The 26,847-nt window shown below is 70.0% G+C and carries 24 protein-coding genes and 1 riboswitch; of the genes, 6 read left to right on the top strand and 18 right to left on the bottom strand.

All coding sequences use genetic code 11. From position 1 onward, the window contains the following. Positions 1-5: 5 nt before the first annotated feature. Complete coding sequence (locus IQ210_RS18005; protein ID WP_194080052.1) at positions 6-1,802, top strand: AMP-dependent synthetase/ligase; 1,797 nt, start codon at positions 6-8, stop codon at positions 1,800-1,802. A gap of 17 nt (positions 1,803-1,819) precedes the next feature. Here the strand turns inward: IQ210_RS18005 and IQ210_RS18000 are convergent, their stop codons facing one another. Beyond that, positions 1,820-3,457 carry a GMC oxidoreductase gene (locus IQ210_RS18000; protein ID WP_456115061.1) on the bottom strand — a complete coding sequence of 546 codons (1,638 nt, stop codon included), beginning with the start codon at positions 3,455-3,457 and terminating at the stop codon, positions 1,820-1,822. A gap of 40 nt (positions 3,458-3,497) precedes the next feature. Then, on the bottom strand, positions 3,498-4,640 hold the full coding sequence (locus tag IQ210_RS17995) for a glycosyltransferase family 4 protein (RefSeq protein ID WP_194080454.1): 1,143 nt from the start codon (positions 4,638-4,640) through the stop codon (positions 3,498-3,500). Positions 4,641-4,804: 164 nt separating this feature from the next. Between IQ210_RS17995 and IQ210_RS17990 the strand changes: the two genes are divergently transcribed. Next, on the top strand, positions 4,805-6,052 hold the full coding sequence (locus tag IQ210_RS17990; protein WP_194080051.1) for a glycosyltransferase 87 family protein: 1,248 nt from the start codon (positions 4,805-4,807) through the stop codon (positions 6,050-6,052). Here the strand turns inward: IQ210_RS17990 and IQ210_RS17985 are convergent. Next, positions 6,001-7,311: an MATE family efflux transporter gene (locus IQ210_RS17985; protein ID WP_194080050.1), complete on the bottom strand. Its 1,311-nt coding sequence runs from the start codon at positions 7,309-7,311 to the stop codon at positions 6,001-6,003. The two genes, IQ210_RS17990 and IQ210_RS17985, sit on opposite strands and share 52 nt — an antisense overlap. Before the next feature lie 93 nt (positions 7,312-7,404). Between IQ210_RS17985 and IQ210_RS17980 the strand changes: the two genes are divergently transcribed. Then, positions 7,405-7,962, top strand: a complete 558-nt coding sequence (locus IQ210_RS17980) for a PadR family transcriptional regulator (RefSeq protein WP_194080049.1) — start codon at positions 7,405-7,407, stop codon at positions 7,960-7,962. On the opposite strand, the gene IQ210_RS17975 is transcribed toward IQ210_RS17980, so the two are convergent. The 5 genes from IQ210_RS17975 to IQ210_RS17955 form a co-directional block, all read right to left on the bottom strand. Continuing rightward, entirely contained in the window at positions 7,919-9,109 is a 1,191-nt protein-coding gene (locus tag IQ210_RS17975; protein ID WP_194080048.1) for a hypothetical protein, read from the bottom strand. The genes IQ210_RS17980 and IQ210_RS17975 overlap by 44 nt on opposite strands. A 46-nt stretch (positions 9,110-9,155) precedes the next feature. Beyond that, positions 9,156-10,175 carry a C40 family peptidase gene (locus tag IQ210_RS17970; protein ID WP_194080047.1) on the bottom strand — a complete coding sequence of 340 codons (1,020 nt, stop codon included), beginning with the start codon at positions 10,173-10,175 and terminating at the stop codon, positions 9,156-9,158. A 222-nt stretch (positions 10,176-10,397) separates the two neighbouring features. Beyond that, positions 10,398-11,432: a C40 family peptidase gene (locus IQ210_RS17965; RefSeq protein WP_194080046.1), complete on the bottom strand. Its 1,035-nt coding sequence runs from the start codon at positions 11,430-11,432 to the stop codon at positions 10,398-10,400. Between the two features lie 210 nt (positions 11,433-11,642). Continuing rightward, positions 11,643-12,986 carry an NYN domain-containing protein gene (locus tag IQ210_RS17960; RefSeq protein WP_194080045.1) on the bottom strand — a complete coding sequence of 448 codons (1,344 nt, stop codon included), beginning with the start codon at positions 12,984-12,986 and terminating at the stop codon, positions 11,643-11,645. A gap of 37 nt (positions 12,987-13,023) precedes the next feature. Continuing rightward, entirely contained in the window at positions 13,024-13,263 is a 240-nt protein-coding gene (locus IQ210_RS17955) for a hypothetical protein (RefSeq protein WP_037719539.1), read from the bottom strand. Positions 13,264-13,437: 174 nt separating this feature from the next. Here IQ210_RS17955 and IQ210_RS17950 point away from each other — a divergent pair, with 174 nt between their 5' ends. After that, a complete protein-coding gene (locus tag IQ210_RS17950) occupies positions 13,438-14,178 on the top strand; it encodes a rhomboid family intramembrane serine protease (protein WP_194080044.1) in 741 nt (246 codons plus the stop codon). Beyond that, positions 14,175-14,456, top strand: coding sequence for an Lrp/AsnC family transcriptional regulator (locus IQ210_RS17945; protein ID WP_059197589.1), 282 nt, complete (start codon positions 14,175-14,177; stop codon positions 14,454-14,456). The genes IQ210_RS17950 and IQ210_RS17945 overlap by 4 nt, the downstream gene beginning before the upstream one ends. On the opposite strand, the gene IQ210_RS17940 is transcribed toward IQ210_RS17945, so the two are convergent. From IQ210_RS17940 to ctaE, 7 genes are all read right to left on the bottom strand, one after another. Then, complete coding sequence (locus tag IQ210_RS17940; RefSeq protein WP_194080043.1) at positions 14,453-16,600, bottom strand: protein kinase domain-containing protein; 2,148 nt, start codon at positions 16,598-16,600, stop codon at positions 14,453-14,455. The two genes, IQ210_RS17945 and IQ210_RS17940, sit on opposite strands and share 4 nt — an antisense overlap. A 66-nt stretch (positions 16,601-16,666) precedes the next feature. Then, positions 16,667-18,028, bottom strand: coding sequence for an aminotransferase class V-fold PLP-dependent enzyme (locus tag IQ210_RS17935; protein WP_194080042.1), 1,362 nt, complete (start codon positions 18,026-18,028; stop codon positions 16,667-16,669). 145 nt (positions 18,029-18,173) lie between these two features. Continuing rightward, positions 18,174-18,290: riboswitch (SAM riboswitch) on the bottom strand. A 74-nt stretch (positions 18,291-18,364) separates the two neighbouring features. Next, positions 18,365-19,429: an anthranilate phosphoribosyltransferase gene (gene trpD, locus IQ210_RS17930; RefSeq protein WP_194080041.1), complete on the bottom strand. Its 1,065-nt coding sequence runs from the start codon at positions 19,427-19,429 to the stop codon at positions 18,365-18,367. A 143-nt stretch (positions 19,430-19,572) separates the two neighbouring features. Next, positions 19,573-21,213, bottom strand: coding sequence for a cytochrome bc1 complex cytochrome b subunit (gene qcrB / locus IQ210_RS17925; RefSeq protein WP_194080040.1), 1,641 nt, complete (start codon positions 21,211-21,213; stop codon positions 19,573-19,575). Further along, a complete protein-coding gene (gene qcrA, locus IQ210_RS17920; protein WP_194080039.1) occupies positions 21,210-22,265 on the bottom strand; it encodes a cytochrome bc1 complex Rieske iron-sulfur subunit in 1,056 nt (351 codons plus the stop codon). Before qcrA ends, qcrB begins: the two co-directional genes overlap by 4 nt. Beyond that, complete coding sequence (gene qcrC / locus IQ210_RS17915) at positions 22,262-23,071, bottom strand: cytochrome bc1 complex diheme cytochrome c subunit (RefSeq protein WP_194080038.1); 810 nt, start codon at positions 23,069-23,071, stop codon at positions 22,262-22,264. Before qcrC ends, qcrA begins: the two co-directional genes overlap by 4 nt. 82 nt (positions 23,072-23,153) lie before the next feature. Beyond that, positions 23,154-23,774, bottom strand: coding sequence for an aa3-type cytochrome oxidase subunit III (gene ctaE, locus IQ210_RS17910; RefSeq protein ID WP_079308715.1), 621 nt, complete (start codon positions 23,772-23,774; stop codon positions 23,154-23,156). Between the two features lie 178 nt (positions 23,775-23,952). On the opposite strand from ctaE, the gene IQ210_RS17905 reads away from it, so the two are divergent. After that, positions 23,953-24,354 (top strand): response regulator transcription factor, encoded by a 402-nt coding sequence (locus IQ210_RS17905; RefSeq protein WP_194080037.1) that lies wholly within the window; start codon positions 23,953-23,955, stop codon positions 24,352-24,354. Between the two features lie 8 nt (positions 24,355-24,362). Here IQ210_RS17905 and IQ210_RS17900 read toward each other — a convergent pair whose 3' ends face one another. From IQ210_RS17900 to IQ210_RS17890, 3 genes are all read right to left on the bottom strand, one after another. Continuing rightward, positions 24,363-25,625 (bottom strand): L,D-transpeptidase, encoded by a 1,263-nt coding sequence (locus IQ210_RS17900; RefSeq protein ID WP_194080036.1) that lies wholly within the window; start codon positions 25,623-25,625, stop codon positions 24,363-24,365. 154 nt (positions 25,626-25,779) lie between these two features. After that, positions 25,780-26,178 (bottom strand): cytochrome c oxidase subunit 4, encoded by a 399-nt coding sequence (locus tag IQ210_RS17895; protein ID WP_079308716.1) that lies wholly within the window; start codon positions 26,176-26,178, stop codon positions 25,780-25,782. After that, positions 26,175-26,847: cytochrome c oxidase subunit I (locus IQ210_RS17890; RefSeq protein WP_194080035.1), on the bottom strand; the 673-nt coding region annotated here is incomplete at its 5' end. The genes IQ210_RS17890 and IQ210_RS17895, both read right to left, overlap by 4 nt.

Here is a 26,847-nt window from a genome sequence, read left to right as displayed (position 1 = left end):
CAGTCTTGCGCGAGTTCAGCCTTCCGGCCTTGTACGAGGTCCCTGCGGACGGAAACCTCACCGACATCGTCCGCAGAAACGCCGCGCAGCATCCCGACGTCGCCGTCATCGCCCGCAAGGTCGACGGCGCCTGGCAGGACGTGACGGCCACGACCTTCCTCGCGGAGGTGCACGCGGCCGCCAAGGGCCTCATCGCCTCGGGTGTGCAGCCCGGCGACCGGGTGGGCCTGATGTCGCGGACCCGCTACGAGTGGACGCTGCTCGACTTCGCGATCTGGTGCGCGGGCGCGGTCACCGTGCCGGTGTACGAGACCAGCTCGCCCGAGCAGATCCAGTGGATCCTCGCCGACTCCGGCGCGACCGCGTGCATCGTCGAGCTGGACAACCACGCGGCGGCCGTGGAGTCGGTACGCGACCGGCTGCCCGCGCTCAAGCACGTCTGGCAGATCGAGGGCGGGGGTGTCGAGGAGCTGGGCCGGCTGGGCGCGGACATCACCGACGCCGCCGTCGAGGAGCGCAGTTCGCTGGCGAAGGCGGACGACCCGGCGACCATCGTCTACACGTCCGGTACGACCGGTCGCCCCAAGGGCTGTGTGCTGACCCACCGCAGCTTCTTCGCGGAGTGCGGCAACGTCGTGGAGCGGCTGCGCCCGCTGTTCCGCACCGGCGAGTGCTCCGTGCTGCTCTTCCTGCCGCTCGCGCACGTCTTCGGGCGGCTCGTGCAGGTCGCGCCGATGATGGCGCCGATCAAGCTGGGCACCGTCCCGGACATCAAGAACCTCACCGACGAGCTGGCCTCCTTCCGGCCGACGCTGATCCTGGGCGTCCCGCGCGTCTTCGAGAAGGTCTACAACTCGGCGCGCGCGAAGGCGCAGGCGGACGGCAAGGGCAAGATCTTCGACAAGGCCGCCGACACCGCGATCGCGTACAGCAAGGCGCTGGACACCCCGTCGGGCCCGTCCCTCGGTCTGAAGATCAAGCACAAGACCTTCGACAAGCTGGTCTACAGCAAGCTGCGCGCGGTCCTCGGCGGCAAGGGCGAGTACGCCATCTCCGGCGGCGCCCCGCTCGGTGAGCGGCTCGGCCACTTCTTCCGCGGCATCGGCTTCACGGTCCTGGAGGGCTACGGCCTCACCGAGTCCTGTGCGGCCACCGCCTTCAACCCCTGGGACCGGCAGAAGATCGGCACGGTCGGCCAGCCGCTGCCGGGCTCGGTGGTCCGCATCGCCGACGACGGCGAGGTGCTGCTGCACGGCGAGCACCTGTTCAAGGGCTACTGGAACAACGAGGCCGCGACCGCCGAGGCGCTGGCCGACGGCTGGTTCCACACCGGGGACATCGGCACCCTCGACGAGGACGGCTACCTCAGGATCACCGGCCGCAAGAAGGAGATCATCGTCACCGCGGGCGGCAAGAACGTCGCCCCGGCCGTGATCGAGGACCGTATCCGCGCCCACGCGCTGGTCGCGGAGTGCATGGTCGTCGGCGACGGGCGGCCCTTCGTGGGTGCGCTGGTCACCATCGACGAGGAGTTCCTGGGCCGTTGGGCCGCCGAGCACGGCAAGCCGGCGGATGCCACCGCGGCGTCGCTGGCCGGGGACGCGGACCTGAACGCTGCCATCCAGGCCGCGATCGACGACGGCAACGCCGCGGTGTCGAAGGCGGAATCGGTGCGGAAGTTCCGCATTCTGTCCTCCCAGTTCACGGAGGAGTCGGGCCACCTGACGCCGTCCCTGAAGCTCAAGCGCAACGTGGTGGCGAAGGACTACGCGGACGAGATCGAGGCGATCTACCAGAAGTAGTCACTGCGGTACGAGACTTATGGCGCGGTGTCCTCCACGAGGACCCGCGCCATCGTCCGTTCCGCGAGCGCGGTGATCGTCACGAACGGGTTGACGCCGATCGACCCGGGCACGAGCGAGCCGTCGGTGACGTACAGCTTCGAATATCCCTTCACCCGGCCGTAGTTGTCGGTCGCCTTGCCCAGCACGCAGCCGCCCAGCGGGTGGTAGGTGAAGTCGTCGGCGAAGGTCCTGTTGGAGGAGCCGAACAGATCGGTGCGGTAGATCGTCACGTTCGCCGAGTTGATCCGGTCGAAGAGCTTCTTGGCCATGCCCGAGGACACCGCGCTCTGGGCGGCCGTCCAGCCCAGCTTCACGCCGTCCGTGGCGCTGTCGTACGTGAACGCGGCCCGCTGCGGGTTCTTGGTGATCGCCAGATAGAGGCTGACCCAGTGCTCAAGTCCCGTGGGTAAAGGAGCGATCTCGGCGAAGACGGGGTTGGCGGTGTTGGCCCAGTCGTCGATGCCCATGACCGGCATGGTCGACTGGTTGGCCCCGACCGTGTCCCACAGATGGTTGGCCCGGCCGAGCATGGTGTTGCCGTTGGGCCCCCACCCGGCGCCGACGCTCGCGTCCAGGGCGGGCAGGGTGCCGGTGTCCCGGGCGCGGACGAGGAGTTCGGTGGTGCCGAGGCTGCCGCCGCCGAGGAACAGGTAGGTGCAGCCGTACTGCTTGGTCTCGACGACCGTGCCGGCGTCGTTGATGCGGTCGGCGGTCAGGACGTACGCCCCGTCGCTCGCCCGGCTGATGGCCCGCACCCGCTCCATGGTGGTGATGGTGACGTTCCCGGTGCCGAGCGCGGCGGCGAGATACGTCTTGTCGAGGCTCTTCTTGCCGAAATTGTTGCCGTAGATGACCTCCTGGGCGAGCGCCGACTTGGTCGCCGTACCGGCGGCCTCCTTCTGCATGTAGGCGAAGTCGTAGGTGCTGGGCACGAACGTGGTCTTCAGGCCGGTGTTCTGGGCGTGCTTGCGGGAGATCCGGGTGAAGCGGTACCACTCCGTCGACTCGAACCAGGTGGGGTCGACGGTGTTGACGCCGAGCATGGAGTTGGCGCGCGGGAAGTACGTCGCGTACATCTCGTCGGCGTCGACGGTCGGGAACTGCTCGGCGAAGTACGACTTGAGCGGGGTCACCGCCATGCAGCCGTTGACCAGCGAGCCGCCGCCGACGCCCCGCCCCACGAACACCGACATGTTGGCGAAGTGCACCCGGTCCAGGACGCCGGGGTAGGGGGTGATGTCCTTGTTGACGACGTCCAGCCACAGGAACGTGGCCAGCGGGGCCTCGGTGCGGGTGCGGAACCACATGGAGCGCTGGTCCGGGCCGGCGGTGGAGCAGAAGATCTTGCCGTCGGAGCCGGCGGTGTTCCAGAGCCGGCCCATCTCGATCATGAGCGTGCGGATGCCCGCCTGACCGAGGCGGAGGGCGGCCACGGCGGCGCCGTAGCCCGAACCGACCACGATGGCCGGGGCGTTGTCGACGGCGGCCGGTTCCACGGCCGACGCGGACTCGAGACCGATGCGGGTGAGACCGGACGCGGCGGCGGTCTGGAGGGCCACCATGCCCAATATTTGACGTCTCGTCAGCTGACGCTGCATCAGTTTTGCTGTCATGCGCGCAGCATGGGCGGATTATTCGGTTCCGCCTAGACGGCTAGAGCAACGTCTTCAACTTTTCTGCCAGCAGGTCCCACCGCCACTTCTCCTCGACCCAGGCCCGCCCCCGCTCCCCCATCCGCTGCCGCAACTCGGCATCGCCCAGGAGCGCCAGAATCCGCTCGGCGGAGTCCTCGACCGACCCGCCCCGGACGACCCACCCGGTCTCCCCGTCGAGCACGGCGTCCGGCGCGCCCCCGGAGTCCCCGGCGACGACCGGCAGCCCGGTCGCGGAGGCCTCCAGGTACACGATCCCGAGCCCCTCCACATCCAGCCCGCCCCGCCGCGTCCGGCACGGCATCGCGAAGACGTCCCCGGCGCCGTAGTGCGCGGGCAGCTCGGACCAGGGCACGGACCCGGTGAAGACGACCGAGTCGGCGACCCCGGTCTCGCGCGCCAGCCTGCGCAGCTCCTTCTCGTACGGCCCGCCCCCCACGATCAGCAGCACCGCGTCCGGCTGGTCAGCGAGAATCCGCGGCATCGCCAGGATCAGCGTGTCCTGCCCCTTGCGCGGCACCAGCCGCGAGACGCACACCACCACCGGCCGGTCGGTCAGCCCGAGCCGCGCCCGCACCACGTCACCGCCCGACCCCGGATGGAAGGTCTTCTCGTCCACCCCGGGCGGCAGCTGCACCATCCGCGAACCGGCCTGAGGCGTCAGCGCCCCGGCGATCCGCGACCGCGTGTACTCCCCGAGGTAGGTGATCGTGTCCGTGCCCTCGCCGATCCGGCGCAGCAACTGCCGCGCGGCGGGCAGCTGCGCCCACCCCGCCTCGTGCCCGTGGGTCGTGGCCACCAGCCGCTCGGCCCCCGCCTTCCGCAGCGCGGGCGCCATCAGCCCGAGCGGCGCCGCCGCCCCGAACCACACCGACGTGCAGCCGTGCTCCCGCAGGAGTCCGACCGCCGTACGCGTGGCCGCGGGCGTCGGCAGGAGCATCGTCGTACGGTCGCGTACGACGGTGAAGGGCTGCTCGGCGTCGAAGGCGGCCGTGGCTTCTACGCCCTCCCGGCCGCGCTTCCAGGTCGACGCGTAGACCACGAGCCGCTCGGGATCGAGGCGCAGCGCCATGTTGTGCAGGAACGCCTGGATACCGCCTGGCCTGGGCGGGAAGTCGTTCGTGACGATCAGGGTCTTGGACATCGTCGTGCGCATCGCCGCCGACCCTACCCAAAGGCGTGCCCACCTCGGCTCCACGACCCCCTCACAGCCGGTCCCGGCCACGTTTATGGCAACCTCACAGCAGGCCGGGACATCATGGCCATCTCAAAGACGGCACGGACGGCAACGCGCGAACAGGGGCTCCGGTGGACATTGCGGGTGCGAGGCGGTCTCCGGCGGGACTGCTGGCGACCTGGGGCCTGACGAGGCTGCTGCTGCTCCTGTTCGTCCTGAAGGTGTACGTCTTCCCCGGCCCGGACGTCACGAGCGACGTGTCGGTGATCTACCAGGGCTGGTACGACGTGCTGCGCACCGGCACGTTCCCGCAGGACGACGTCACCTGGCAGTACCCGCCGGCCGCCGCGCTGGCGATCCTCTCCCCCGCGCTGCTGCCGTTCCTCCCGTACGCGACCGCGTTCTTCGTCCTCGCCTTCCTCGCCGACCTGGTGGTCCTCTCCCTGCTGCTGTACGCGGGCCTGCGCCCCGGCCGGAGCCTGCGCGGTGCCTGGGTGTGGGTGGTGGGCGTCCCGCTGCTCGGCCCGACCGTGTACGCCCGCTACGACGTGATGGTCACCGCCGTCGCCGTGGCCGCGCTGCTCGCGGGCGCCCGGCATCCGCGCGTGATGGGCGCCCTGGTCGGCTTCGGGGCGATGCTCAAGGTGTGGCCGGTGCTGCTGCTGGTGGCCGCGCGGAAGCGGGGCATCTGGATGTCGGCGGCGGTGACGGCGGCGGGCCTCGCGGCGCTGTTCGCGGTGACCATGCCCGGCTCCTTCGCGTTCCTGACCTTCCAGGCCGACCGCGGCACCGAGGTGGAGTCGCTGGGCTCGCTGGTCTTCCATGTGGCCCGGCAGTACGGCTGGGACGGCCAGGTGCTGCTGAACTACGGCTCGGTGGAGTTCCTCGGCCCGTGGGTGAACGTCGTCAGCACGGCCGCGCTCGCCCTGACCGGCGTCGCCTTCGGCTGGCTGCTGCTGTGGCGGCTGGTCGCGACCCGCTTCGAGGCGCACACCATGGCGGACGCGGCGTTCGTGGCGGTGCTGCTGTTCACGACCACGAGCCGGGTGATCAGCCCGCAGTACATGGTGTGGCTGATCGGCCTGGCGGCGGTCTGCCTGTGCTTCCGGGCGAGCCGGATGACGGTGCCCGCACTGCTGGTCCTGCCGGCCTCCTTCGTGACGGTCCTGGAGTTCCCGATCTACTTCGCGAACGTCGTCGCCAGCGACGGCCTGGGCGTCACGCTGCTCTTCCTCCGCAACGGCCTGCTCGTCGCCGCGACCGTCCTGGCCGCCGTGGAGCTGTGGCGGGCCACGGCGAGCGCGCCCGTCGAGGCCCCCGAGCCGGCTCAGCCGGCGCAGGCCACCGACGAACCGTCGGAGACCTCGGTCACCTCCTGACGCCGGGACCGCCCGAGGATCACGCCCACCACCGCGCACTGCGCCGCCATGGCCACCGCCATCGCGAGGCACACGCCGGGCAGCCCGAGCCCGGACAGCCCGTACGCCAACGGCAGTTGGACGGCCGTCCCGAGCAACGTCACCCTCAGCAGCACCGGCGCGCCCCCGCTCCCCTCGAAGACCCCGCCCAGCGCGATGAAGCAGGCCATCAACAGGAGATAGGGCCCGACGCAGCGCAGGAACAGCACCCCTTCCCCGGCGACCTCGCCCCCGGCGCCGAAGGCGGCCATGATCCAGGGCGCGGTCACGGCAAAGAGCAGAGCGGCGGCCGCCCCGAAGGCGCCGGACACCACGACCGCCTCCCGCCCGATCGCCCGCCGCTGGTCCCGCCCGGCGCCCAGCAGATGCGCGGTGTGGATGGAGGCGGCCTGCCGGACGGCATAGAAGCCCATGGTGGCCACGTACAGGACCTTGTAGGCGATGGCGTACGCGGCCACCGCCGTCACCCCGATCCGCGCCACGATCCCGACCAGCACCAGCGCCCCGCCCTGCCGCACGGTGAAGTCGGCGGCCATGGGCAGCCCGGTGCGCAGCACCCGCCCGAATGCGACCCCGGGCCCCACCGCCGCCCGCAACAGCGCGTTCCGCCGCAGGGCGAGGAGGCCCGCCCCCAACGCCACGCACCGGCACAGCACCGTCGAGGCGGCGGCGCCCTGGACGCCGTAGAAGTGGATGAAGAGCGGGTCGCAGACGAGGATCAGCCCGTTGGCGAGCAGCGCGAGCCGCATCGGCGTCCTGGTGTCCCCCGTGCCCTTCAGAATCCCGTCGACCAGCTGCTGGGCGAAGAACACGGCGATGCCCGGCATCGATATCGCGAAGTACCCGACGGCGAGCGGCAGCGCCGCGCCCCCGCCGAGGACCAGCCGCGCCAATGGCTCCCGCAGCAGATACCCGCCCGCCACGATCACCGGCGTGACCACCCCGAACACCGCCCAGCCCCCGCGCACGGCGGCCCGTATCGCCCCCGGGTCCCGCGCGCCCCTGGCATGCGCGACCAGCACGGTCGTCCCGGAGCCGAAGACCAGGGCGACCCCCAGCAGCACGTTCTCGGCGTTCGTCGCCACCGCGACCGCCGCCACCGCCGCTCCGCCGAGCCGGGAGACCCAGACGGTGTTGATGATCCCGGCGGTCACGGAGGCGAGCAGCGAGAAGTAGACGGGATGGGCGAGCGCGACGAGCCGACGCCGATGACTGTCCATGACCACACAACCCCCTCGAAACGAGCTACCTCGTTTCGAGGTAGCTCGATAAGAGGTACCATGGTGTCACGACGACCACAAGGAGGAATCGGCGTGCTGGAGCTGTCGATCCTGGGCTTCCTGGCCGAAGAGCCCTTGCACGGCTATGAGTTGAAGGAGCGCATCAAGGCGCTCAACGGCCATGTCCGCCCGGTCAGCGACGGCGCCCTCTATCCGGCCATCTCCCGGCTGATCAAGGCGGGCAAGCTCGACGAGCACACCGAGCCGGGCGCGAGCGCGGCCCCGCGGCGCACGCTCTCCCTCACCGAGACGGGCCGCGCGGACCTCCTGGAGCGCCTGCGGCACCCCAAGCCGGTGGAGATCTCCGACCAGGTCCGCTTCAACACGGTCCTGACGTTCCTGCGCCACCTCCCGGACCGCCGCGAACAGGCCGCGGTGCTCCGCCGCCGCCTGGAGTTCCTCGACACACCCACGAGCTTCTTCTACGACGAGGGCAGACCCGTGCGCGCGGAGGAGGCGGCGGACCTGTTCCGGGAGGGCATGCTGCGGGTCGCGCGGGCGACCGGCGAGGCGGAACGCACCTGGCTGGAGGAGGCCGTCGAGCGGCTCAGTCGAGCTGATCCCGCAGATAGTCCCGCCACTGGGCCGTGAAGTCGTCCAGGTCCGTGCCGAGGATGGTCTTCAGCGCGTCCTCGACCGCCCCGGCGCGCTGCTTATGGGCGCCCACGGCCTGGTAGAACGCCCGCAATTGCTCGGTACCCCACCGGTCCGCGATCATCCGGCAGGCCAGCCAGCCGCTCTCGTAGGCCTGCGCGAGCTTCGTCGCGTCGCCGCTGAACCCGAAGTCCGCGTCCGCGGGCAGGGCCTTCGGCGTCCGCCCCTCGGTCACGGCCCGCCACAGCTCCGGCGCGGCCTGGACCGGCGACCGGCCGGAGTCGAGGTACCCGACCCAGTCCGCGTACCCCTCGGACAGCCACAGCGGTGTGGCGGCGGTGGTGTGGTCGCGGGTGGCGACATGGGTGGTCTCGTGGGTGAGCACGACCTGCTTGCCGACGCTGCCGAGGACGCCGTACGCGTCGGGGTTGACGATGATCCGGTCCGCGGGTGCGCTCGCCGGGGCGCCCGTCTCACCGGTGGTGACGGCGGCGATCCCGCGGTACGAGGAGGCGGGCGACCCCAGCAGCCCAGCCATGCCCTCCAGCGACTTCGGTACGAGCACGACGACGTGCCGGGTCCAGTCGGTGCCCCACTCCGCCGACACCGCCGGAACGGCACGGTCGGCGAGATCGGCGTAGGTGTGCAGCGCCGCGCTCGACCGCCCGACGCCGAGGACGAGGCTGTGCTTCCCGCGGACGACGTCCACCTCGCCCTGGTCCCACAGCTGCTGGGCGGACTTCTTCGCCGGCTGCTCCTGGTCGACGTACCACTCGCCGCCCGCGTCCAGACTGAGGGTGAGCGTGCGGCCGACGGTGACGGGTGCGTTGTCGTAGCCCTGTATGCGGTACTTGAGCTCGACGTCCGCGGTGGCCTCGGCGCCGTCCTGGTGGAGCCCCGTCAGCCGGTACGCCCACGCCGCGAACGGCACACCCCGCGCGTTCTCGAACCAGTCCAGCGCGCCCGTCTGCATGAACGCCGCCCGGTCCCGGTCGAGGACAGCGCTCGCCCGCCGGTCGAGCAGCTCCTGGACATCGGCCCTGGCGGTCCCGTTCCCCGCCTTGCCGCCACAGGCCACCAGCGAGACCAGCAGCAGACAGAGCGCGAGCACTCCGTGTCTCGACGCCCGCCTTCGACCAGCCATTTCACGATCGTACGGCGGGACGGCCGCCAGAGTCAGAGGGCCTGGGTCAGACCCGGGTGACCGTCGCGCCCGGCATCATGCCCACCGGGTCGTAGCGGACGGGGGCGCCGGGGTAGGGCGCGTGGATCACCTGGCCGTTGCCGACGTACATGCCGACATGGCTCGCGTCGCCCCGGTAGGTGACCAGGTCGCCGGGCTGCGCCTGGGAGAGCGGGACCTGCCGCCCCGCGTAGCGCTGGCCCTGCGAGGTGCGGGGCAGGGAGACGCCGGCATGCCGGTACGACCACACCATCAGGCCCGAGCAGTCGAAGCCGGAGGGGCCGGTCGCGCCCCACACGTACGGCTTGCCGACCGCGGCGCGGGCCGCGGCGACCGCGGCGGCGGCCCGGGCGTTGGGCGGCAGCGCACCGCTGAGGTCGGGCATCTCGTCGCGGCCGGAGCGGGAGGCCCGGTCGTAGGCGGCGCGCTCCTCGGACGGCAGGGAGTTGAGCAGCCGGCGCGCCTGGGCGAGCTTCTTCTCCACCGTCTTCTTGTGGCTCGCGACGGCCTTGCGGCTCTTCTCCAGCTCGGCCAGCTGACCGGCCGCCTCCGCACGCTCCTGGGCGAGTTCACGCATCGCCGACTGGAGGTCCTTGAGCTCACCGGCCTGATGGGCGGTGATCCGGTCGAGGGCGGCGGCCTTGTCGAGGTAGTCGTCCGGGTCGTCGGAGAACAGCAGGGCGAGGGACGGGTCGAGACCGCCGGAGCGGTACTGGGCGCCGGCCAGCGAACCGAGCGTCTCCCGCATGGAGTTGATGCGGTCCTGCTGCCGGGCGATCCGGTCCTGCGCGGTACCGACCTGCTTCTTCAGCGCGTCGGCGCGTTCGTCGGCCTTGTTGTAGGCCTCGGTCGCCTTCTCGGCCTCCTCGTAGAGGCGGTCCACCTCGGCACGGGTGTCGTCGTGCGGGGCGGCCGTGGCCGGTACGGCCCCGAGGGCCGCGGCGGTGGCCGACAGGACGCAGAGCGCGGCGCTGGCGCCCCGGTCGAACCCGGACGATGTCGATGCAAGGCGGCGATGGGACCCCACGAGAAGCCGCACCCCTTCCGCTGGCGGACAGGAAACGCGGCAGACAGTAGCCCCGCGACAAGGGCGCTTCCAAAGACCTCCACGGCCACACAACGTGACACCCCGCCACCGACGCAGGTCAGTGGCGGGGCACGGGGTCAGTTCACGTCGCCAGGATTCGCCCGAACGGGCGGCAGGGTGTCGTGATCTTGAGGGTGATCCTCGGAGTGATCCCCGGGGTGCTCAGATGCGGACGCCGAACTGGAACGGCATGTTGCCGATCGACTCGTAGCGCACGACCGTGCCGGTGCGCGGGGCGTGGATCACCTGGCCGTTGCCGGCGTAGAGGCCGACGTGGTGCAGGTCGCCGTAGAAGATGACGAGGTCGCCGACCTTGAGCTGGCTCTGCGAGTAGATGCGCGTACCGGCGTTCGCCTGCGCCTGCGAGGTGCGCGGGATGGAGACGCCGGCCTGGGCGTAGGCCCAGGAGGTGAGGCCCGAGCAGTCGTAGGAGGCGGTGCCCGTGGCGCCGTAGACGTACGGCTTGCCGAGCTGGCTCTGGGCCGCCGAGAAGGCGGCGGCGGCGAAGTTGGAGGCGGCGGGGGCGTCACCGAGGTCCACGCGCTCGCTGGCGGAGCGGCTGGCGCGCTCGTCCTCGGCGGCGAGGGCGGCCTTCTCGGCGGCCGTCAGCGTGTTGAGCAGCTTCTGCGCCTCGGCGAGCTTGCCCTGGACTTCCTTCTTCTTCTTGGCCAGTTCGGTCCGGGTGGAAGAGAGGTCCTTGAGCTTCTCGGAGGCCTCGGAGCGCTCCTGCGCGAGCTCGCGCTGCTTCTCCTGGATCTTCTTCAGCGCCTCGACCTGCTGGGCGCTCAACTGGTCGGCCGTGGAGGCCTTGTCCAGGTAGTCGTCCGGGTTGGACGACAGGAAGAGCTGGAGGGAGGAGTCTATGGAGCCGGTGCGGTACTGGGCGGCGGCCGCGAGACCCATGGAGTCGCGGAGCCCGTTGAGCTCCTCCTGGCCGCGGGCCACGGTGTCCTGGATGGCGGAGATCTCCTTCTGGAGCTTCTCCTGCTTCTCCTTGGCGCCGTTGAGCTTCTCGGTGGCCTGCTCGGCCTCCTCGTAGAGCTTGTCGACCTTGGACTTGACCTCGTCCTTGCTGGGCTTCTCGCTCGGCGCCGCGTTGGCGGCGTTGGCGCTCAGCGCGACGGCGGCGGCAGCAGCGGTGGTCAGCACGGTCACGCGTGTGCGGCTCGGCTGCTTGGGTCGACGGTGGGACGCCACGGAGGTGAGCTCCTTCTTGTGAGTGATCACCCGTTCGGAGGTTCGAGCCCAGACCCTAGTGACCTTCTTGTGATCAGTTCAAATCCTCACGCGAAAAAATCGGTCACGGACTGCATTCTTTACACACAACTCACGTGCGGTAATGCTCGATTGACACTACGTTGCGTGACGATCCCGCCAATTCGGGCAATGAGCCCACAAGTTCGATGTTTAGGACAGGCGCTTCAAAAGCATCGCCGAAGCGACAGGCCTGGCCCCCGCCTTGGCCACCCCGTCGGCGACCTCGCGGTCGGTGGACGCGACGATGACGGGCCGGCCCGGCGGCTCGGCGCGCACCAGCTGGCGGATCAGCTCGTCGGCCGTGACACCCGGCTTGGAGAACAGCACCCGCACCCCGCGCGGCGGCGCCAGCAGCACCGGCGCGGCCAGTTCGGCGCCGTCGAAGACACAGGTGACCTCCGCCCCGGTCTGCGCCGCGAGCTGCGAGAGCTGACCGAGCAGTCGCAGCCGCTGCTTCTCCAGCGGCATCTGGGGATAGCCGGTCTTGGTGACGTTGTAGCCGTCGACCACCAAGTGGGCCTGGGGCAGGGCGAGTAGCTGGTCCAGAATGGCCGGATCATGCTCGGACAGGGCCCGCGCGGCGATGTCCTTCGGGGTCATTCGTCCCGGTTCGACCGCGTCGACGGTCTCCGCGGGCCGTACGGACACGGGCGGCAACGCCAGCTCCCGGCGCAGCCCTTGAGCCGCGTCGAGCACGGTGTCCAGCAGCAGCCGGACGCGCATGTCCTCGACGCTGCGCCCCTCCCGCGCCGCCTTGCGCGTCGCCTCCAGCGCGGCCTCCGCCTCGCCCAGCCGGGCCTTGAGCCGCCGCGTCTCGACCTCGGCGGCGGACACCTGCGTCTGCCCCTCGGCGCGCACGGTGTCCATCTCGCCCTGCAGCTTGCGCAGCGCCGCCTCACCGCGCTTGACGTCACTGAGGGCGGCGCGCAGCTTGCGGTGAAGCGATTCGGCTTCCTTCTTGGCCGCGTCCAGCTCGGTGCGCAGCCGCTCGGTCTCGGCGCGGGTGTGGTCCCTGGCGGCCGCCAGCTCCTCGCGCAGCCGCTCCAGCTCGATGCGGCTCTCCTCGTCGGCGCGCTCGGCGTCGGCCCGCAGGGCCTCCTCGCCGGCGGCCGTCACGAGCTTCACCCAGCCCGTGGGACGCAGAACATAGGCCGCGGCCGCCACGTCGAGCGGATCCGCGGCCGGGGGCGGCGAGCCGGAGTCGAGAGCGCCGGACAGCTCCGGCTGGGCCTCTCTGAACTTCTCGCCGATCCGCTGCCGGAACAGCGGATCGGTCTCCAGCGCCGCCGCCATCGCGTTGCCGGCGAACTTGGCCCGCCGGTTCGGCGCGAACCGCGCGTACTGTCTGAGCTGCGCGGGCAGTTCGCCGACGGTCAGCCCGCCGAAGCCGTCGGACACGATCTGTACGACACGGCGGCGCACCCCGTCGGGCAGCGGACGGTCGAGCACCTCAGCGGCGCCGTCGCCCGGCCCCCCGCCTTGTGACTCCACCATCCGTCAACACCCCAACCTGTGTGCGGGGGCCGCTCCCTCAGGAGCCGGCGCCCGGCCTGTCCACGAGTTCCACCTGATCCACGGCGTTGCACCAGCGGCAGCGCACCGACTCGATGGTCTCACTGACCACCTCGCGCTCCTCGACCTTCGGCTCACCGGCCAGGTCGAGGTGGACGTACTCGACGACCTTCGACGAGCGGGTCACGTCGAACCGCGTGAGGTTGCCGCAGAGGGTGCAGCGCCACCGCGTCGAGGCGGTCGGCAGGGGAACCGTCATCGTGCCTGTGCTCTTTCCTGCTAGGTCTTCTATTGTCCGCGACACACCGGACCCGGTGCGTGTGGCTCGTAACCCTACGGCCTGGCGGGTACTCGTCGCTCGGCCGTCCACGTCGCCCACCCGGCGGCGAGGCGGTCTGTTCGGTTGCGTCCCGTTACGTCATGCTCTGTGTTCATGATCAGCAACTGGAGGGTGACGGTCGGTGGCGCGAGCAGGGCGTTGTGGGGGTCGGCACCGGTCACCTACGGCCTGATCGCCCTGTGCTGTCTGCTGTTCCTGATCGGCCCGGCGGCGGGCCTCAATCCGGCCTACGGCACCGGCGACGAGCTGCTGGCCGCGCAGCGGGCCTATTTCCACCGCTGGGGTGTGGTCCCAGCAGAACTGTTCGAAGGCTCGGCCCGCGCCACCCTGACCCCCGCGACGGCCCTCTTCGTGCACGGCAGCTGGGTCCACCTCCTCGGCAACATGCTCTTCCTCTATGTCTTCGGAGTGCTGACCGAGGAACGGATGGGCCGCGTCCAGTTCACGCTGTTCTACGTCGGCTGCGGCTATCTGGCGCTGCTGGGCTACGCGGCGGCGAACTCCGACTCCGACCAGTCGCTGGTGGGCGCCTCCGGGGCGATCTCAGCCGTCCTCGGAGCGTTTCTCTACCTGTTCCCCGGCGCCCGGGTGACAAGCCTGCTGCCGTTCCTCTTCTTCCTCCCGTTGCGCTTCCCGGCCTGGGTGGTGCTGCCCTTCTGGGCGGCCCTCCAATGGCTGGCGGCGGGCCGGGCGCCGAACGGCCCCGGGGTGGCGTATCTGGCCCACCTGGTGGGCTTCGGCCTGGGCTTCGCCTTCGCGTGGGTGCGATTCCCCCCTGCGACTAGAGTGAAGCCCGCCCCAGCTCCGGCCCCCGAGGGAGAGAACCAGCCGTGATCACCGCGATCGTCCTCATCAAGACCAGCGTGGACCGGATCCCCGAGATCGCCGAGTCGATCGCGGCGCTGGACTCCGTGAGCGAGGTCTTCTCCGTCACCGGCACCTACGACCTGATCGCCATGGTCCGCGTCCGGCAGCACGAGGACCTCGCCGAGGTCATCCCCGGCAGCATCAGCAAGATCCCGGGCGTGGAGGCCACGGACACCCACGTCGCGTTCCGCACGTACTCCCAGCACGACCTGGAGGCGGCGTTCGCGATCGGCCTGGACAACTAACCGCTGACGTCCAGGGCGGCGACGCCCTTGTTCGTGCCGGCGTAGACGCGGCGGCCGTGGACGACGGGCGTCAGCAGGACGCCCGGGTCGGGGCCCACGTCCGTCTTCCAGAGCCGATTGCCCTGAAGGTCGAGGGCGTGGACCTCGGTGTCGCTGCGCACGTAGACCGTGGAGTCCACCAGCACCGGGTCCGAGAGGGCCCCGTTCCCGCCGTACGTCCAGACCACGTCCCCGTCCTCCGTGATCGCGTTGAGCGTCGCGTTCGCGTTGGTCACGCCCAGGAAGGCGAAGGAGGCCGTCTTCGCCGGGACGTAGGAACCGGCGAGGCCCGGCTTCGTCCACTTCTCCCGGCCCGCGAGGTCCAGCCCGAACAGGTCGTTGGCCTGGTTCCCGGTGCTCACGACCACGGTCTTCCCGCCGGCCGCGGGGCGGCTGACATCACCGTCCAGCGGGGCGTCGAACGGCGTGGCGCCGCCCTCGCGGATCCCGTAGAGGTGGTTGTCGTAGCAGGGCACGTAGAGGACGTCACCGGCCACGACGAGCTCTTCGTACGGCGCACCGTCCAGCGACGCGTACCAGCGCACCTTGCCGCGACTGTCGTACGCCTGCACGACACCCGGTCCGTCGCTCGTGCGCACGGCCGAGCCGACGACGACGGTGTCACCGAACACCGCGGGCTGACGGAAGTACGGGCTGGGCAGATCCCGCTTCCACATCTCCTGGCCCTCGGCGCTCACCGCGACGAGCCGGCCCGGTTCGGTCTCGGTGTCGCTGACCACGGCGACGAAGATCCCGGCAGCAGTGACGACCGGCCTGGTGACGAAGGACTCCCCCTCGAAGAGGGACACCTCCCAGCGCTTCTCGCCGTCGCTGCCCAGGGCCGTCAGAGTCCCGTCGGCCCCGACGAAGTACAGCGTCCGGCCGTCCGCGGAGAGCACCCCGCAGGGACCACCGTCCACGTTCGGCGCGCCACCGTCCTCGTACGTCCAGCTCACGGCCGCCTTCCGCGCGACGAACCCCGGAGTCTTCGCGCTCCCGTTCTTCGCCCCGCCATCGCCACCGGTCTCCGACCGCCCGAGCCACCACCAGCCGCCCACTCCCCCGGCACCGGCGACCACGGCCCCGCCCACGGCGAGGCGCAGCAGCCCGCGCCGCGACGGCCGTACCGGAGGTGTCAGCACCTCGGGCACCGGCGTCTCCGCCACCGGCGTCACATACTCGACGCGGCTCTCCCGCTCCCCCGACTCCCGCTCCGGAAGCCAGAGTTCGTCCCCCTGAGAAGCCTCGGGCTGCGGCCCCGCAGCGGTGTACCAGCCCGGGCGCAGGCCGCCGCGCGGGGAACCCCCGACGGCCTCGACGACGTCCTTCGGCATCGGCCGCTGCCCCGGCTCCTCCCGCAGGCACGCCTCCACCAGCGGCAGCAGTTCCTCCGGTACGCCCGTCAGGTCGAAGTCCCGGGTCAGGATGCGCAGCAGGATCACCGAGTCCTGGCCCTCGCCGAAGGGTTCGCGCCCGCTCGCCGCGTAGGCGAGGACGGCCCCCAGGGAGAAGACGTCGCTCGGCGGTCCGACCTTGCCGCCGTTGCGGATCTGCTCGGGCGAGACATAGCCGACCGAGCCGACGATCGCGCCGGTGCGGGTCATCGCCGTCGCCTCCAGGGCCCGTACGATCCCGAAGTCGATGACCCGTGGCCCGTCCGGCGCGAGAAGGATGTTGGAGGGCTTCAGGTCCCGGTGGACCATGCCACGGGCGTGGATCGCGCCCAGCGCCTCCCCGAGCGCGGCCACCAGCACCCGTACCGCGGGCTCGGGCAGCGGTCCGCCGTCCAGGACCGCGTCCCGCAGGTTCGGCCCCTCCACGAACTCCGTCGCCATCCACGGGTGTTCGCCCTCGGGGTCGGCGTCCACCACGCGTGCGGTGTATGTGCCCGCCCCGCCGACGGTCTGCGCCGCCCGCACCTCCTGCCGGAACCGGGCACGGAAGGTGCGGTCCTGGGCGTACTCGGCCCGTACGACCTTCACCGCCAGCCGCAGTCCGGTCCGTGACTCGGCGAGGTAGACCTCGCCCATGCCGCCCGAGCCGAGCCGGCCCCGTACCTCGTACGGGCCGACCCTGCGCGGATCCGTCGTGCGCAGCGCCTGCACTTCCCGCTCCCCCTGTGTGTCGTACGAACGCGTAGGGGAGCGTATCGGCAACCGCCGGTCAGACGGTCAGACGGCCGGGACGCAGCGCCCGTCCTCCGTCCGGTACCGCCACTTCGCACCGTCGCTCACCAACTCGCGCACGGCGGTCACGAACCGCTCCACGTGCTCGTCCGGCGTGCCCGCGCCGAAGCTGACGCGGATGGCGTTGAGGGACTTCTCGCCGGGCGCGGCCTCGGGGGCGCCGCACTCGCCCTGGGTCTGCGGGTCGCTGCCGAGCAGGGTGCGGACGAGGGGGTGGGCGCAGAAGAGGCCGTCGCGGACGCCGATGCCGTACTCGGCGGAGAGGGCGGCGGCGAAGTGGGAGCTGTTCCAGCCCTCGACGACGAAGGAGATCACGCCGACGCGGGGGGCGTCGTCGCCGAAGAGGGAGAGGATGCGGACCTCGGGAACGTCGGCGAGGCCGCCCTTGACCTTCTCGATCAGGTACTGCTCGCGGGCGACCAGGTTCTCGAACCCGACCTCGGTCAGCGCCTTGCAGGCCGAGGCGATGGAGTAGGCGCCGATGACGTTCGGGGAGCCGGCCTCGTGGCGGGCCGCGCTCTCGTGCCACTCCACGTCCACGCCGCCGTCCTCGCGCCGGGTGACCTTGCGGCTGGCGCCGCCGCCCGCGAGGTAGGGCTCGGCGGCCGTCAGCCAGTCGGCGCGGCCGGCGAGGACGCCGGAGCCGAAGGGGGCGTACAGCTTGTGCCCGGAGAAAGCGACCCAGTCGACGTCGAGGTCGGCGACGGACACCGCGTGGTGCGGGGCGAGCTGGGCGGCGTCGAGGACGATCCGGGCGCCGTGCGCATGGGCGGCGGCGGCCAGCTCGCGCACCGGCCACAGCTCGCCGGTGACGTTGGAGGCGCCGGTGACGCAGACCAGGGCCGGGCCGTATGGGTCGCGGTCGGCGAGGGCCTTCTCCAGGGTCGCCACGGCCTGCTGGTGGGTGCGGGGCGCGTCGAGGTAGGTGACGCGGGCGTCGCGCCAGGGCAGCAGCGAGGCGTGGTGCTCGGTCTCGAAGACGAAGACCTGGCAGTCGGCGGGCAGCGCGGCGGCGAGCAGGTTGAGGGAGTCGGTGGTGGACCGGGTGAAGACGACCTGGTCGCCCTCGCGGCAGCCCAGGAACTCGGCGACGGTCTTCCGGGCGTTCTCGAACAGGTCGGTCGACAGCTGCGAAAGGTACCCGGCACCGCGGTGGACGCTGCCGTAGTAGGGCGCGTACGCCGCCACGTCGTCCCACACCCGCTGGAGGGCCGGCGCGCTGGCGGCGTAGTCGAGGGCGGCGTAGGTGACCTCGCCACCGGTGACGAGCGGGACGGTGACATCCCTGCCCAGAACCGGAAGAGGGGCACAAATGGTCCGGGCGGCGGCAGCGGTGGAGACAGACATGGGGAACTCCCGTGAGAAGGCATGCCGAAGCAGGCATGCAGAAGAAGAGAAAAGGGGTGCGCGGAGGCGGGGCTCGGCGGCCCTATCGCATTCGCTTGCTCACGGAAGACTCCCTCGAACGACCAGGACCCCTGGTTTCGAGAGGGGCCCGCGCTTGCCGTAGACCTCACTGCCTACGGCCTGGTCTTCACCCGGGGCACCCCGCCACGGACGGAGGGTTGCCGGACAGTCGGCCGGGGCCTCATGACTGTCACTCATGACCTGGTACAGGAACCTACGCGATGTGATCGTCGGCCCGCAACCCGTGTCCGGATCGCGGGACGACGATCGGTACGACTACCGGTTGCTGGCCGCCACCCAGCGGTCCAGCGTCTGCTTGGCGGCGCCCGAGTCGATCGACTCGGCGGCCTGGTCCATGCCGGCCCGCAGCTGCTCCGCCAGCGTCCCCGAGCCGGGCTCCAGGGCCACCAGAGCGGCCGCCGAGTTCAGCAGGACCGCGTCCCGGACCGGTCCCGTCTCACCGTCGAGCAGCCGGCGGGCGACCTCCGCGTTGAACGCCGGGTCCCCGCCCCGCAGCGCCTCCACCGGCACCAGTTCGATGCCGACGTCACGGGGGTCGAAGGCCTCCTCGGTGACCTTGCCGTCGCGGACGATCCAGACCCGGGAGGTGGCGGTGGTCGTCAGCTCGTCGAGGCCGTCGTCGCCGCGGAAGACCAGGGAGGAATTGCCGCGCTCGGCGAACACCCCGGCGACGATCGGCGCCATCAGCGGGTCGGCGACGCCCACCGCCTGCGCCTTGACCTTCGCCGGGTTGGTCAGCGGGCCCAGCGCGTTGAACACCGTACGGATGCCCAACTGGCCGCGGGCGGCGCCCGCGTGACGCAGTGCCGGGTGGAACTTGATGGCGAAGCAGAAGGTGATGCCGGCCTCCTCGGCGACCTCGGCCACCCGCTGCGGGGTGAGGTCGAGGTTGACGCCCAGCTTTTCCAGGACGTCCGAGGAGCCCGACGCCGACGAGGCCGCCCGGTTGCCGTGCTTGACGACCTTCGCGCCGGTGCCGGCCACGACGAGGGAGGACATCGTGGAGATGTTCACCGTCTTCGCGCCGTCGCCGCCGGTGCCGACGATGTCGACGGTCCGCCCGGACACCTCGATCACGTTGGCGTGCTCGTACATCGCCTGGACCAGGCCGGTGATCTCCTCGACCGTCTCGCCCTTGGCGCGCAGGGCCACCACGAACCCGGCGATCTGCGCGTCGGTCGCCTCACCGCGCATGATCTTGTCCATCGCCCAGGCGGTGGCGTCGGCGCTCTGGTCCTGCCCGTACAGCAGGGCGTTCAGCACCTCGGGCCAGGAACGGCCCGCCGCGGTGTCGCCTCCAGCGGGGGTCACAGCGCTCATAAGGCCGCTCCTGGGTTTCGAAAGACCGTAAGACCTGCTTCAGCAGATGTCCGACCCCACCCTATCCAGCCCAGGACACGGAGAAGGGCCCCCGTCCGAAGACCGGACGGGGGCCCTTCCAGCGCGCGTGGCGAGCGCAGCGATCAGTGGTGGCCGTGGCCGCTCGTGATCTCCTTGTACTCCTCGACGGTGGGCTTGGCGATCTGCGACTCCTCGCCGAAGTACGCCTCGCTGAGCTTGGCGCGCAGCTTCTCGGAGCCCTTCACCTTGCGCTCGACGCCGTTGTCGTCGACCGTCGGGCCGATCTCGGCCGGCTTGTACTGCTCGTGCGCGGTGAGCGTGTGCAGCGCGTCCTGGCTGAGCGGCTCGTGCACCTCGATGAACTCACCGTGCGGCAGGCGCTTGATGATGCCGGACTCGCGGCCGTGCAGCACCTTGTCCTTGTCGCGGCGCTGGAGGCCGAGGCAGATCCGCTTGGTGACGATGAACGCGAGCACCGGCGCGACGAAGAACGCCACACGGACGAACCAGGTGATCGAGTTGATCGACAGGTGGAAGTGCGTGGCCCACAGGTCGTTTCCACCACCGACGAGCAGCACCATGTACCAGGTGATCCACGCGACGCCGAACGCCGTGCGGGTCGGGGCGTTGCGCGGGCGGTCCAGGATGTGGTGCTCGCGGCGGTCGCCGGTGACCCAGGCCTCGATGAACGGGTAGACCGCGATCGCGACGAGGACCAGCGGGAAGATCACCAGCGGGATGAACACGCCCAGGACGAGCGTGTGGCCCCAGAAGTTGATCTCCCAGCCCGGCATGACACGGATCAGGCCCTCGGAGAAGCCCATGTACCAGTCGGGCTGGGCGCCCGTGGACACCTGGTCCGGACGGTACGGGCCCATCGACCAGATCGGGTTGATCGAGGCGATGGCCGCGATGGCCGCGATGACACCGAAGACCAGGAAGAAGAAGCCTCCGGCCTTGGCGGTGTACACCGGGAACAGCGGCATGCCGACGACGTTGTTGTTGTTCTTGCCGGGGCCCGCGTACTGCGTGTGCTTGTGGACGAACACCAGGATCAGGTGGGCCACCACGAGGCCGAGCATGATGCCCGGCAGCAGCAGGACGTGGATCGAGTAGAAGCGGGCCACGAAGTCGCCGCCCGGGAACTCGCCGCCGAACAGGAAGAACGACAGGTACGTGCCGACGATCGGCACGGACAGGATCGCGCCCTCCATGAAGCGGACACCGGTGCCGGAGAGCAGGTCGTCCGGGAGCGAGTAACCGGTGAAGCCGGTGAACATGCCCAGGACGAACAGCAGGAAGCCGAACAGCCAGTTGACCTCACGCGGCTTGCGGAACGCACCGGTGAAGAACACGCGCATCATGTGCACGAACATGCCGGCGAGGAAGATCAGCGCCGCCCAGTGGTGGATCTGCCGGATCAGCAGACCACCGCGCACATCGAAGGAGATGTGCATGGTCGAGTTGAACGCCTCGGACATCAGCTGTCCCTGCAGCGGGACGTAGCTGCCGTGGTACTCCACCTCGTTCATCGACGGGTGGAAGAACAGCGTCAGGTACACACCCGTGAGGATGATGATGATGAAGCTGTAGAGGCAGATCTCACCCAGCATGAACGACCAGTGGTCGGGGAAGATCTTGCGCAGGTTGGCCTTGGCCAGGGAGTAGATCCCGAGCCGGCCGTCAGCCCAGTCGGCGAGCTTCTCGCCGGCCGGGGCCTTCCCGCGAGCGCGGGACTCTGTGGTCTCAGTTGTGGTGCTCATCCGCGCTCCCAGAATGCAGGACCGACGGGCTCCTCGAAGTCGCCGAGCGCCTCGAGGTAACCCTCCTCGTTCACACCGATGCGCAGCTGCGGCAGGGCGTGACCAGCGGGGCCGAAGATCACCCGGGCACCGTCGGAGAGGTCGAAGGTGGACTGGTGGCACGGGCACAGCACGTGGTGCGTCTGCTGCTCGTACAGGGAGATCGGGCAACCGACGTGGGTGCAGATCTTCGAGTACGCCACGATGCCTTCGTGCGACCACTCGAGCTCGCGCTTGTCCTTGATGTTGTCCGGCTGGATCCGGACGATCATCAAGGCGGCCTTGGCGATCTCGGTCTGGAACTCCTCGTCGTGCTCCTCCAGGCCCTCGGGCTTGGCGAAGGTGAGCGAACCGACCGCGACGTCCTCGGGACGCAGCGGCTCGTTCGTGTTCATGTTGACGAGCTGGAGGCCCTTGCGCCACATGGTGTGACGCAGCTTGGTGCCGGGCAGCGGGCCGAGGTCGCGCAGCAGCACGACACCGGCGAGCGGCACCAGGGTGAGCGCGCCGAGCATGGTGTTGCGGATCAGCTTGCGACGGCCGATCACGGACTCCTTGGCGCCCTGCTTCCAGTCGTCCATGACCTTCGCGCGGACCTCGGGAGGCGCCTCGATCGGGTGACGCTCGTCGACCATCTCCACGTCGGACATCAGGGTGCGGGCCCAGTGGACCGCGCCCGCGCCGATCGAGAAGAGGGCGACGCCGAGGGTCAGGCCGAGCGAGAAGTTCAGCGCGTTGATGTGCCCGATCGGGAAGACGTAGATCGCCTTGTCGTGCGGGACGCCGACGTACGCCGCGATGAAGCCGATCGTGGCCAGCATCGACAGCGTGAACAGCATGGCCACCACACGCTCGGACCGCTTGGCGGCCCGCTCGTCGATGTCCTGGACCCGGTGCTCGTGCGGCGGCAGGCCGGGGTCGGCGAAGGGGTCCTTGTCGTCCGCGACGCCTACCGCGCCGTGGGCGTCCTGCTCTGCGGGCAGGTTCTCTTCTGGAATGTCTTGGCTACTCATGACTTCTTGGCCTTTGCGGTCCGAGCGGCGAGCCAGACGGCGATCGCGATCAGGCCACCGAGTCCGAACACCCACGCGAAGAGACCCTCGCTGACCGGACCGAGGCCGCCCAGCTCGAGGCCACCGGGGCTCTCGGTGTCGTCACCGTTGACCGCGTCGAGGTACGCGATGATGTCCTTCTTGTTCTGCTCCGACAGCGTGGTGTCGGGGAACGACGGCATGTTCTGCGGGCCGGTCTGCATGGCCTCGTAGATGTGCTTCGGGTCGACACCCTCGAGGCTCGGCGCGAACTTGCCGTGCGTCAGCGCACCGCCCTTGCCGGTGAAGTTGTGGCACTGCGCGCAGTTGGTGCGGAACAGCTCGCCACCCTTGGCGATGTCCGCGCCCTCCGGGCTGTACTGGTTCTTCGTCGGGACGGCCGGACCGGCGCCCAGGGAGGAGATGTACGCGGCGAGCTGGTCGATCTCGGCCTGCGTGTAGATGACCTTCTTGCGCGGGACCTGTGCGCCCGGCTGCTGGGCCGGCATACGGCCGGTGCCGACCTGGAAGTCCACGGCCGCGGCGCCGACACCCACGAGGCTGGGCCCGTCGGTGGTGCCCTGAGCACCGGTGCCGTGGCAGCTGGCGCAGCCCACGGCGTAGAGCTTCTTGCCCTCCTCGATGGTGAGGGACTGGGCGGTTTCATCGGCCTGCGCCTTGTCCGCGGGCGCGAACGCGGCGTACAGCCCCCCAGTGGCCGCCAGCGCGAGGAGTAGGACGACGAGCGCCGCCAGCGGATGGCGTCGTCGTGCGGAGAGCTTTTTCACGGATTACCCCGGTGTCAGGATCTTCTGCGTCGATGCTTCTGGAAGTGCGCTTCTCGTGGAGGCGCTCGGGAACGGGCCCCGACTACTTGATCATGTAGATCGTGGCGAAGAGGCCGATCCAGACGACATCGACGAAGTGCCAGTAGTAGGACACGACGATGGCGGCCGTCGCCTGCTCGTGAGTGAACCTCTTCGCCGCGTAGGTGCGGCCGAGGACCAGCAGGAAGGCGATGAGACCGCCCGTCACGTGCAGGCCGTGGAAGCCGGTGGTCAGGTAGAAGACCGAGCCGTACGGGTCGGAGGAGAGCGAGAGCCCGTCCTTCTTGACCAGCTCGGTGTACTCGAAGACCTGACCGCCGATGAAGATCGCACCCATGATGAAGGTGACGATGAACCAGCCCCGGAGCTTCTTCACGTCACCGCGCTCGGCGGCGAACACGCCGAGCTGGCAGGTGAGGGAGGAGAGCACCAGGATCGTGGTGTTGGTGGCCGAGAACGGGAAGTTCAGGCTCTCGGCCATTTCCTTCCAGTGATCAGGACCCGTCACCGATCGCAGGGTGAAGTACATCGCGAAGAGGGCCGCGAAGAACATCAGCTCGGAACTCAGCCAGATGATGGTTCCGACGCTGGTGAGGTTCGGCCGATTGACCGACGGGTGCGCGTGCCCGGTTTCTACTGTCGTTGCTGTCGCCACGACCGACATTATGTCGGTCGCTTATCCCGCCCTCACTCCGGGGGGTGCCGTTCGGAGTGTTCGTACCGTGTGTACTGCCCGGATGGCCCATCGCAGGGGTGTTCCAGCGGGTGTTGACGGGCTGTTCAAGGGAGTAGCATCCGCGGCAACTGTTCTGTCCGTACGACGCTGATGTCACGGAGGAAGCATGCAGGCGACCGCCACGGTGCTGGTCTACAGCGACGACGCCAACACCCGCGAGCAGGTACGGCTCGCGACCGGCCGGCGGCCGGCTCCGGACGTCCCGGTGGTCGAGTTCGTGGAGTGCGCCACGCCTGCGGCGGTGCTCAAGGAGCTGGACCGGGGCGGGATCGACGTCTGTGTGCTGGACGGCGAGGCCGTGCCGATGGGCGGCATGGGGCTGTGCCGGCAGATCAAGGACGAGGTCTTCAACTCCCCGCCGGTGCTGCTGCTGATCGGCCGCCCGCAGGACGCCTGGCTGGCCACCTGGAGCCGCGCGGAGGGCGCTGTGACGCACCCGGTGGACCCGGTGGAGTTCGCGTCGGCGCTGGCCTCCCTGCTGCGCCAGAAGCGGGCCCTGAGCGCCTGAGGCGGCCTCTAGACGCTCTCCGGCCGCAGTCGAGCCCGCTGCTCGGCGCTGGGGGCCTCAGGGGTGCCGGCGGTCAGGGCGCTGCCCTTGCGCCACTTGTTCCACTTGAGGTTCCAGTCGCCGAAGCCGTTGCCGAAGGTCTCCATGGTGTCGCCGTACGAGTTGACGACCTTCACCACGTCGCCTTCGTGGACGGTGTCGAAGAACCACTCGGCGTTGCCGGTGCTCATGCCGGTGCAGCCGTGGCTGACGTTCTCGTAGCCCTGGGAGCCGACGGACCAGGGGGCGGCGTGCACGTACTCGCCGCTCCAGGTGACCCGGGTCGCGTAGTAGACCGGCAGGTCGTACGACTCCGACGAGCCCTCGGCGATGCCGATGCTGGTGCCGCGCATCCGTACGAAGTACTCCTTGCCGAGTACGACCTTGACGCCGTTGCGGGTCTCGAAGCCGGGCTTGCCGGTGGTGACCGGGAGCTCCTTGATGACCTCGCCGTTCTTGTAGACCGTCATGTTGTGTGACGAGGCGTCCGTCACCGCGATGATGCGGTCCCCAGTGGTCAGCTTGAGGGGCTTCGTCCGACCGCCCCACAAGCGGTCGCTGATCTTCACTCCGTCCAGGTTGCTGCGCACCTGGATCGTGGCGTGGGCGGGCCAGTACTCCTTGGGGCGGTAGTGGAGTTCCTTGTCGTCCACCCAGTACCAGGCGCCCTCTGTGGCGGGCATCGAGTCGACCTTGAGGGCGCGCTCGACGATGGCCCGCTGCGCCTTGTCCTTGACGGGCTTGTTCAGTTCGGCCGTGATGGGCTGGCCGACGCCGTACTTGCCCGCCTTGGGGCCGAAGGTGACCTTCAGGCGCTTCTTGGTGGTGGGCTTGCCGGTGTCGAAGGCGAGGACCCGGCGGCCGGGCGCCCCGTCCTCGTCCTCGGTGCTCACGCGGACCGTGTAGTGGGCGCTGGCGGCCAGCGGGGTGGTGCTGTGCCACCGGGTGCCGTCGGCGGAGAGTTCGCCCGCCACATGGCGTCCCGTGGCGTCCATGGCCGTGACGTCGGTGATGCGCCCGTCGTCGTCCTCGGCGGTGACCTCCAGCGGCTTGTCCGGGTCGGCCTTCTTGCCGTCGCCGGAGGGGCCGTTGAAGGAAATCTGGTCGGCCGCGTCGTACGGCGCCGCCGACAGCGGGTTGCCGTCGCTGCTGCAGGCGGTGGCGCCCGCGGTGAGGGCGAGCACCAGCAGGGTGCAGGAGAGGACGGTGCGCGTGCGCGGAGTGTGGCTCATGTACTTCACGCTAGGAACGTTCGTCAGCCACGGCGCGGCGGGTAACTCGTACGAGGGACGGACGCTGCTGCATCCGGCCATCGAAACTGCTGCAAAAGCGGGAGCCCGGACGCTCCTGACGGAGTGTCCGGGCTCTCGTTGAGCTCAGGCCGTGCTACTGGGTGCGGTTCTCACCGCGGTAGTACTCGAAGACCCAGCCCCACAGGCCGACCAGGATCAGCGGCGCCGAGAAGTACATCAGCCACCAGCCGATCGCGATCGACAGGAAGGCGAGCGCGCCACCGATCGCCAGGGACAGCGGCTGCCAGCTGTGCGGGCTGAAGAACCCGACCTCGCCGGCGTCGTCCGCGACGTCCGCCTCCTTGTTGTCCTGCGCGCCCGCGTCGACCCGCCGGGCCGTGAAGCCCAGGTAGAAGCCGACCATGATGCACAGGCCGAAGGCCAGGAAGAGGGCCGTGGTACCGGCCGGCTCCTTCGACCACACGCCATAGACGACCGCCATGGCGAGGACGAAGACGCTCAGCCACATGAACATCTTGCCCTGGATCTTCACTTGCCGGCCTCCTTGCCACCAGCGAGAGCCTTCTCACCGTGAGGCGCGTTCTCGAGCTGGTCGAGAGCGGCGATCTCCGGGTGGTGCAGGTCGAACGCCGGGGATTCGCTGCGGATACGGGGCAGGGTGAGGAAGTTGTGCCGCGGCGGCGGGCAGGACGTCGCCCACTCGAGCGAACGGCCGTAGCCCCACGGGTCGTCGACGCCGACCGGCTTGCCGTACTTGGCGGTCTTCCACACGTTGTAGAGGAACGGCAGGATCGAGGCGCCGAGCACGAACGAGCTGATCGTCGAGATCGTGTTCAGGGCGGTGAAGCCGTCGGCCGCGAGGTAGTCGGCGTAACGCCGCGGCATGCCCTCCGCGCCCAGCCAGTGCTGGACGAGGAACGTGCCGTGGAAGCCGACGAACAGCGTCCAGAACGTGATCTTGCCGAGCCGCTCGTCGAGCATCTTGCCGGTCATCTTCGGCCACCAGAAGTGGAAGCCGGAGAACATCGCGAAGACGACGGTGCCGAAGACGACGTAGTGGAAGTGCGCCACCACGAAGTACGAGTCGGACACGTGGAAGTCCATCGGCGGCGAGGCCAGGATGACACCGGTCAGACCACCGAAGGTGAAGGTGATGAGGAAGCCGGTGGCCCAGAGCATCGGGGTCTCGAAACTCAAGGAC

This window comes from Streptomyces justiciae (assembly GCF_015163075.1).
Lineage (GTDB): Bacteria > Actinomycetota > Actinomycetes > Streptomycetales > Streptomycetaceae > Streptomyces > Streptomyces justiciae.
Note: the sequence above shows the minus strand (reverse complement) of the source record. Positions and strands in the feature narration are given on the sequence as shown.

Coding starts and splice junctions, on each gene's coding strand:
- IQ210_RS18000 (WP_456115061.1), bottom strand. CDS start 3,457: ATGACAGCAAAACTGATGCAGCGTCAGCTGACGAGACGTCAAATATTG.
- IQ210_RS17995 (WP_194080454.1), bottom strand. CDS start 4,640: ATGTCCAAGACCCTGATCGTCACGAACGACTTCCCGCCCAGGCCAGGC.
- IQ210_RS17985 (WP_194080050.1), bottom strand. CDS start 7,311: ATGGACAGTCATCGGCGTCGGCTCGTCGCGCTCGCCCATCCCGTCTAC.
- IQ210_RS17975 (WP_194080048.1), bottom strand. CDS start 9,109: ATGGCTGGTCGAAGGCGGGCGTCGAGACACGGAGTGCTCGCGCTCTGT.
- IQ210_RS17960 (WP_194080045.1), bottom strand. CDS start 12,986: ATGGTGGAGTCACAAGGCGGGGGGCCGGGCGACGGCGCCGCTGAGGTG.
- IQ210_RS17955 (WP_037719539.1), bottom strand. CDS start 13,263: ATGACGGTTCCCCTGCCGACCGCCTCGACGCGGTGGCGCTGCACCCTC.
- IQ210_RS17950 (WP_194080044.1), top strand. CDS start 13,438: ATGATCAGCAACTGGAGGGTGACGGTCGGTGGCGCGAGCAGGGCGTTG.
- IQ210_RS17935 (WP_194080042.1), bottom strand. CDS start 18,028: ATGTCTGTCTCCACCGCTGCCGCCGCCCGGACCATTTGTGCCCCTCTT.
- trpD (WP_194080041.1), bottom strand. CDS start 19,429: ATGAGCGCTGTGACCCCCGCTGGAGGCGACACCGCGGCGGGCCGTTCC.
- qcrB (WP_194080040.1), bottom strand. CDS start 21,213: ATGAGCACCACAACTGAGACCACAGAGTCCCGCGCTCGCGGGAAGGCC.
- qcrA (WP_194080039.1), bottom strand. CDS start 22,265: ATGAGTAGCCAAGACATTCCAGAAGAGAACCTGCCCGCAGAGCAGGAC.
- ctaE (WP_079308715.1), bottom strand. CDS start 23,774: ATGTCGGTCGTGGCGACAGCAACGACAGTAGAAACCGGGCACGCGCAC.
- IQ210_RS17905 (WP_194080037.1), top strand. CDS start 23,953: ATGCAGGCGACCGCCACGGTGCTGGTCTACAGCGACGACGCCAACACC.
- IQ210_RS17900 (WP_194080036.1), bottom strand. CDS start 25,625: ATGAGCCACACTCCGCGCACGCGCACCGTCCTCTCCTGCACCCTGCTG.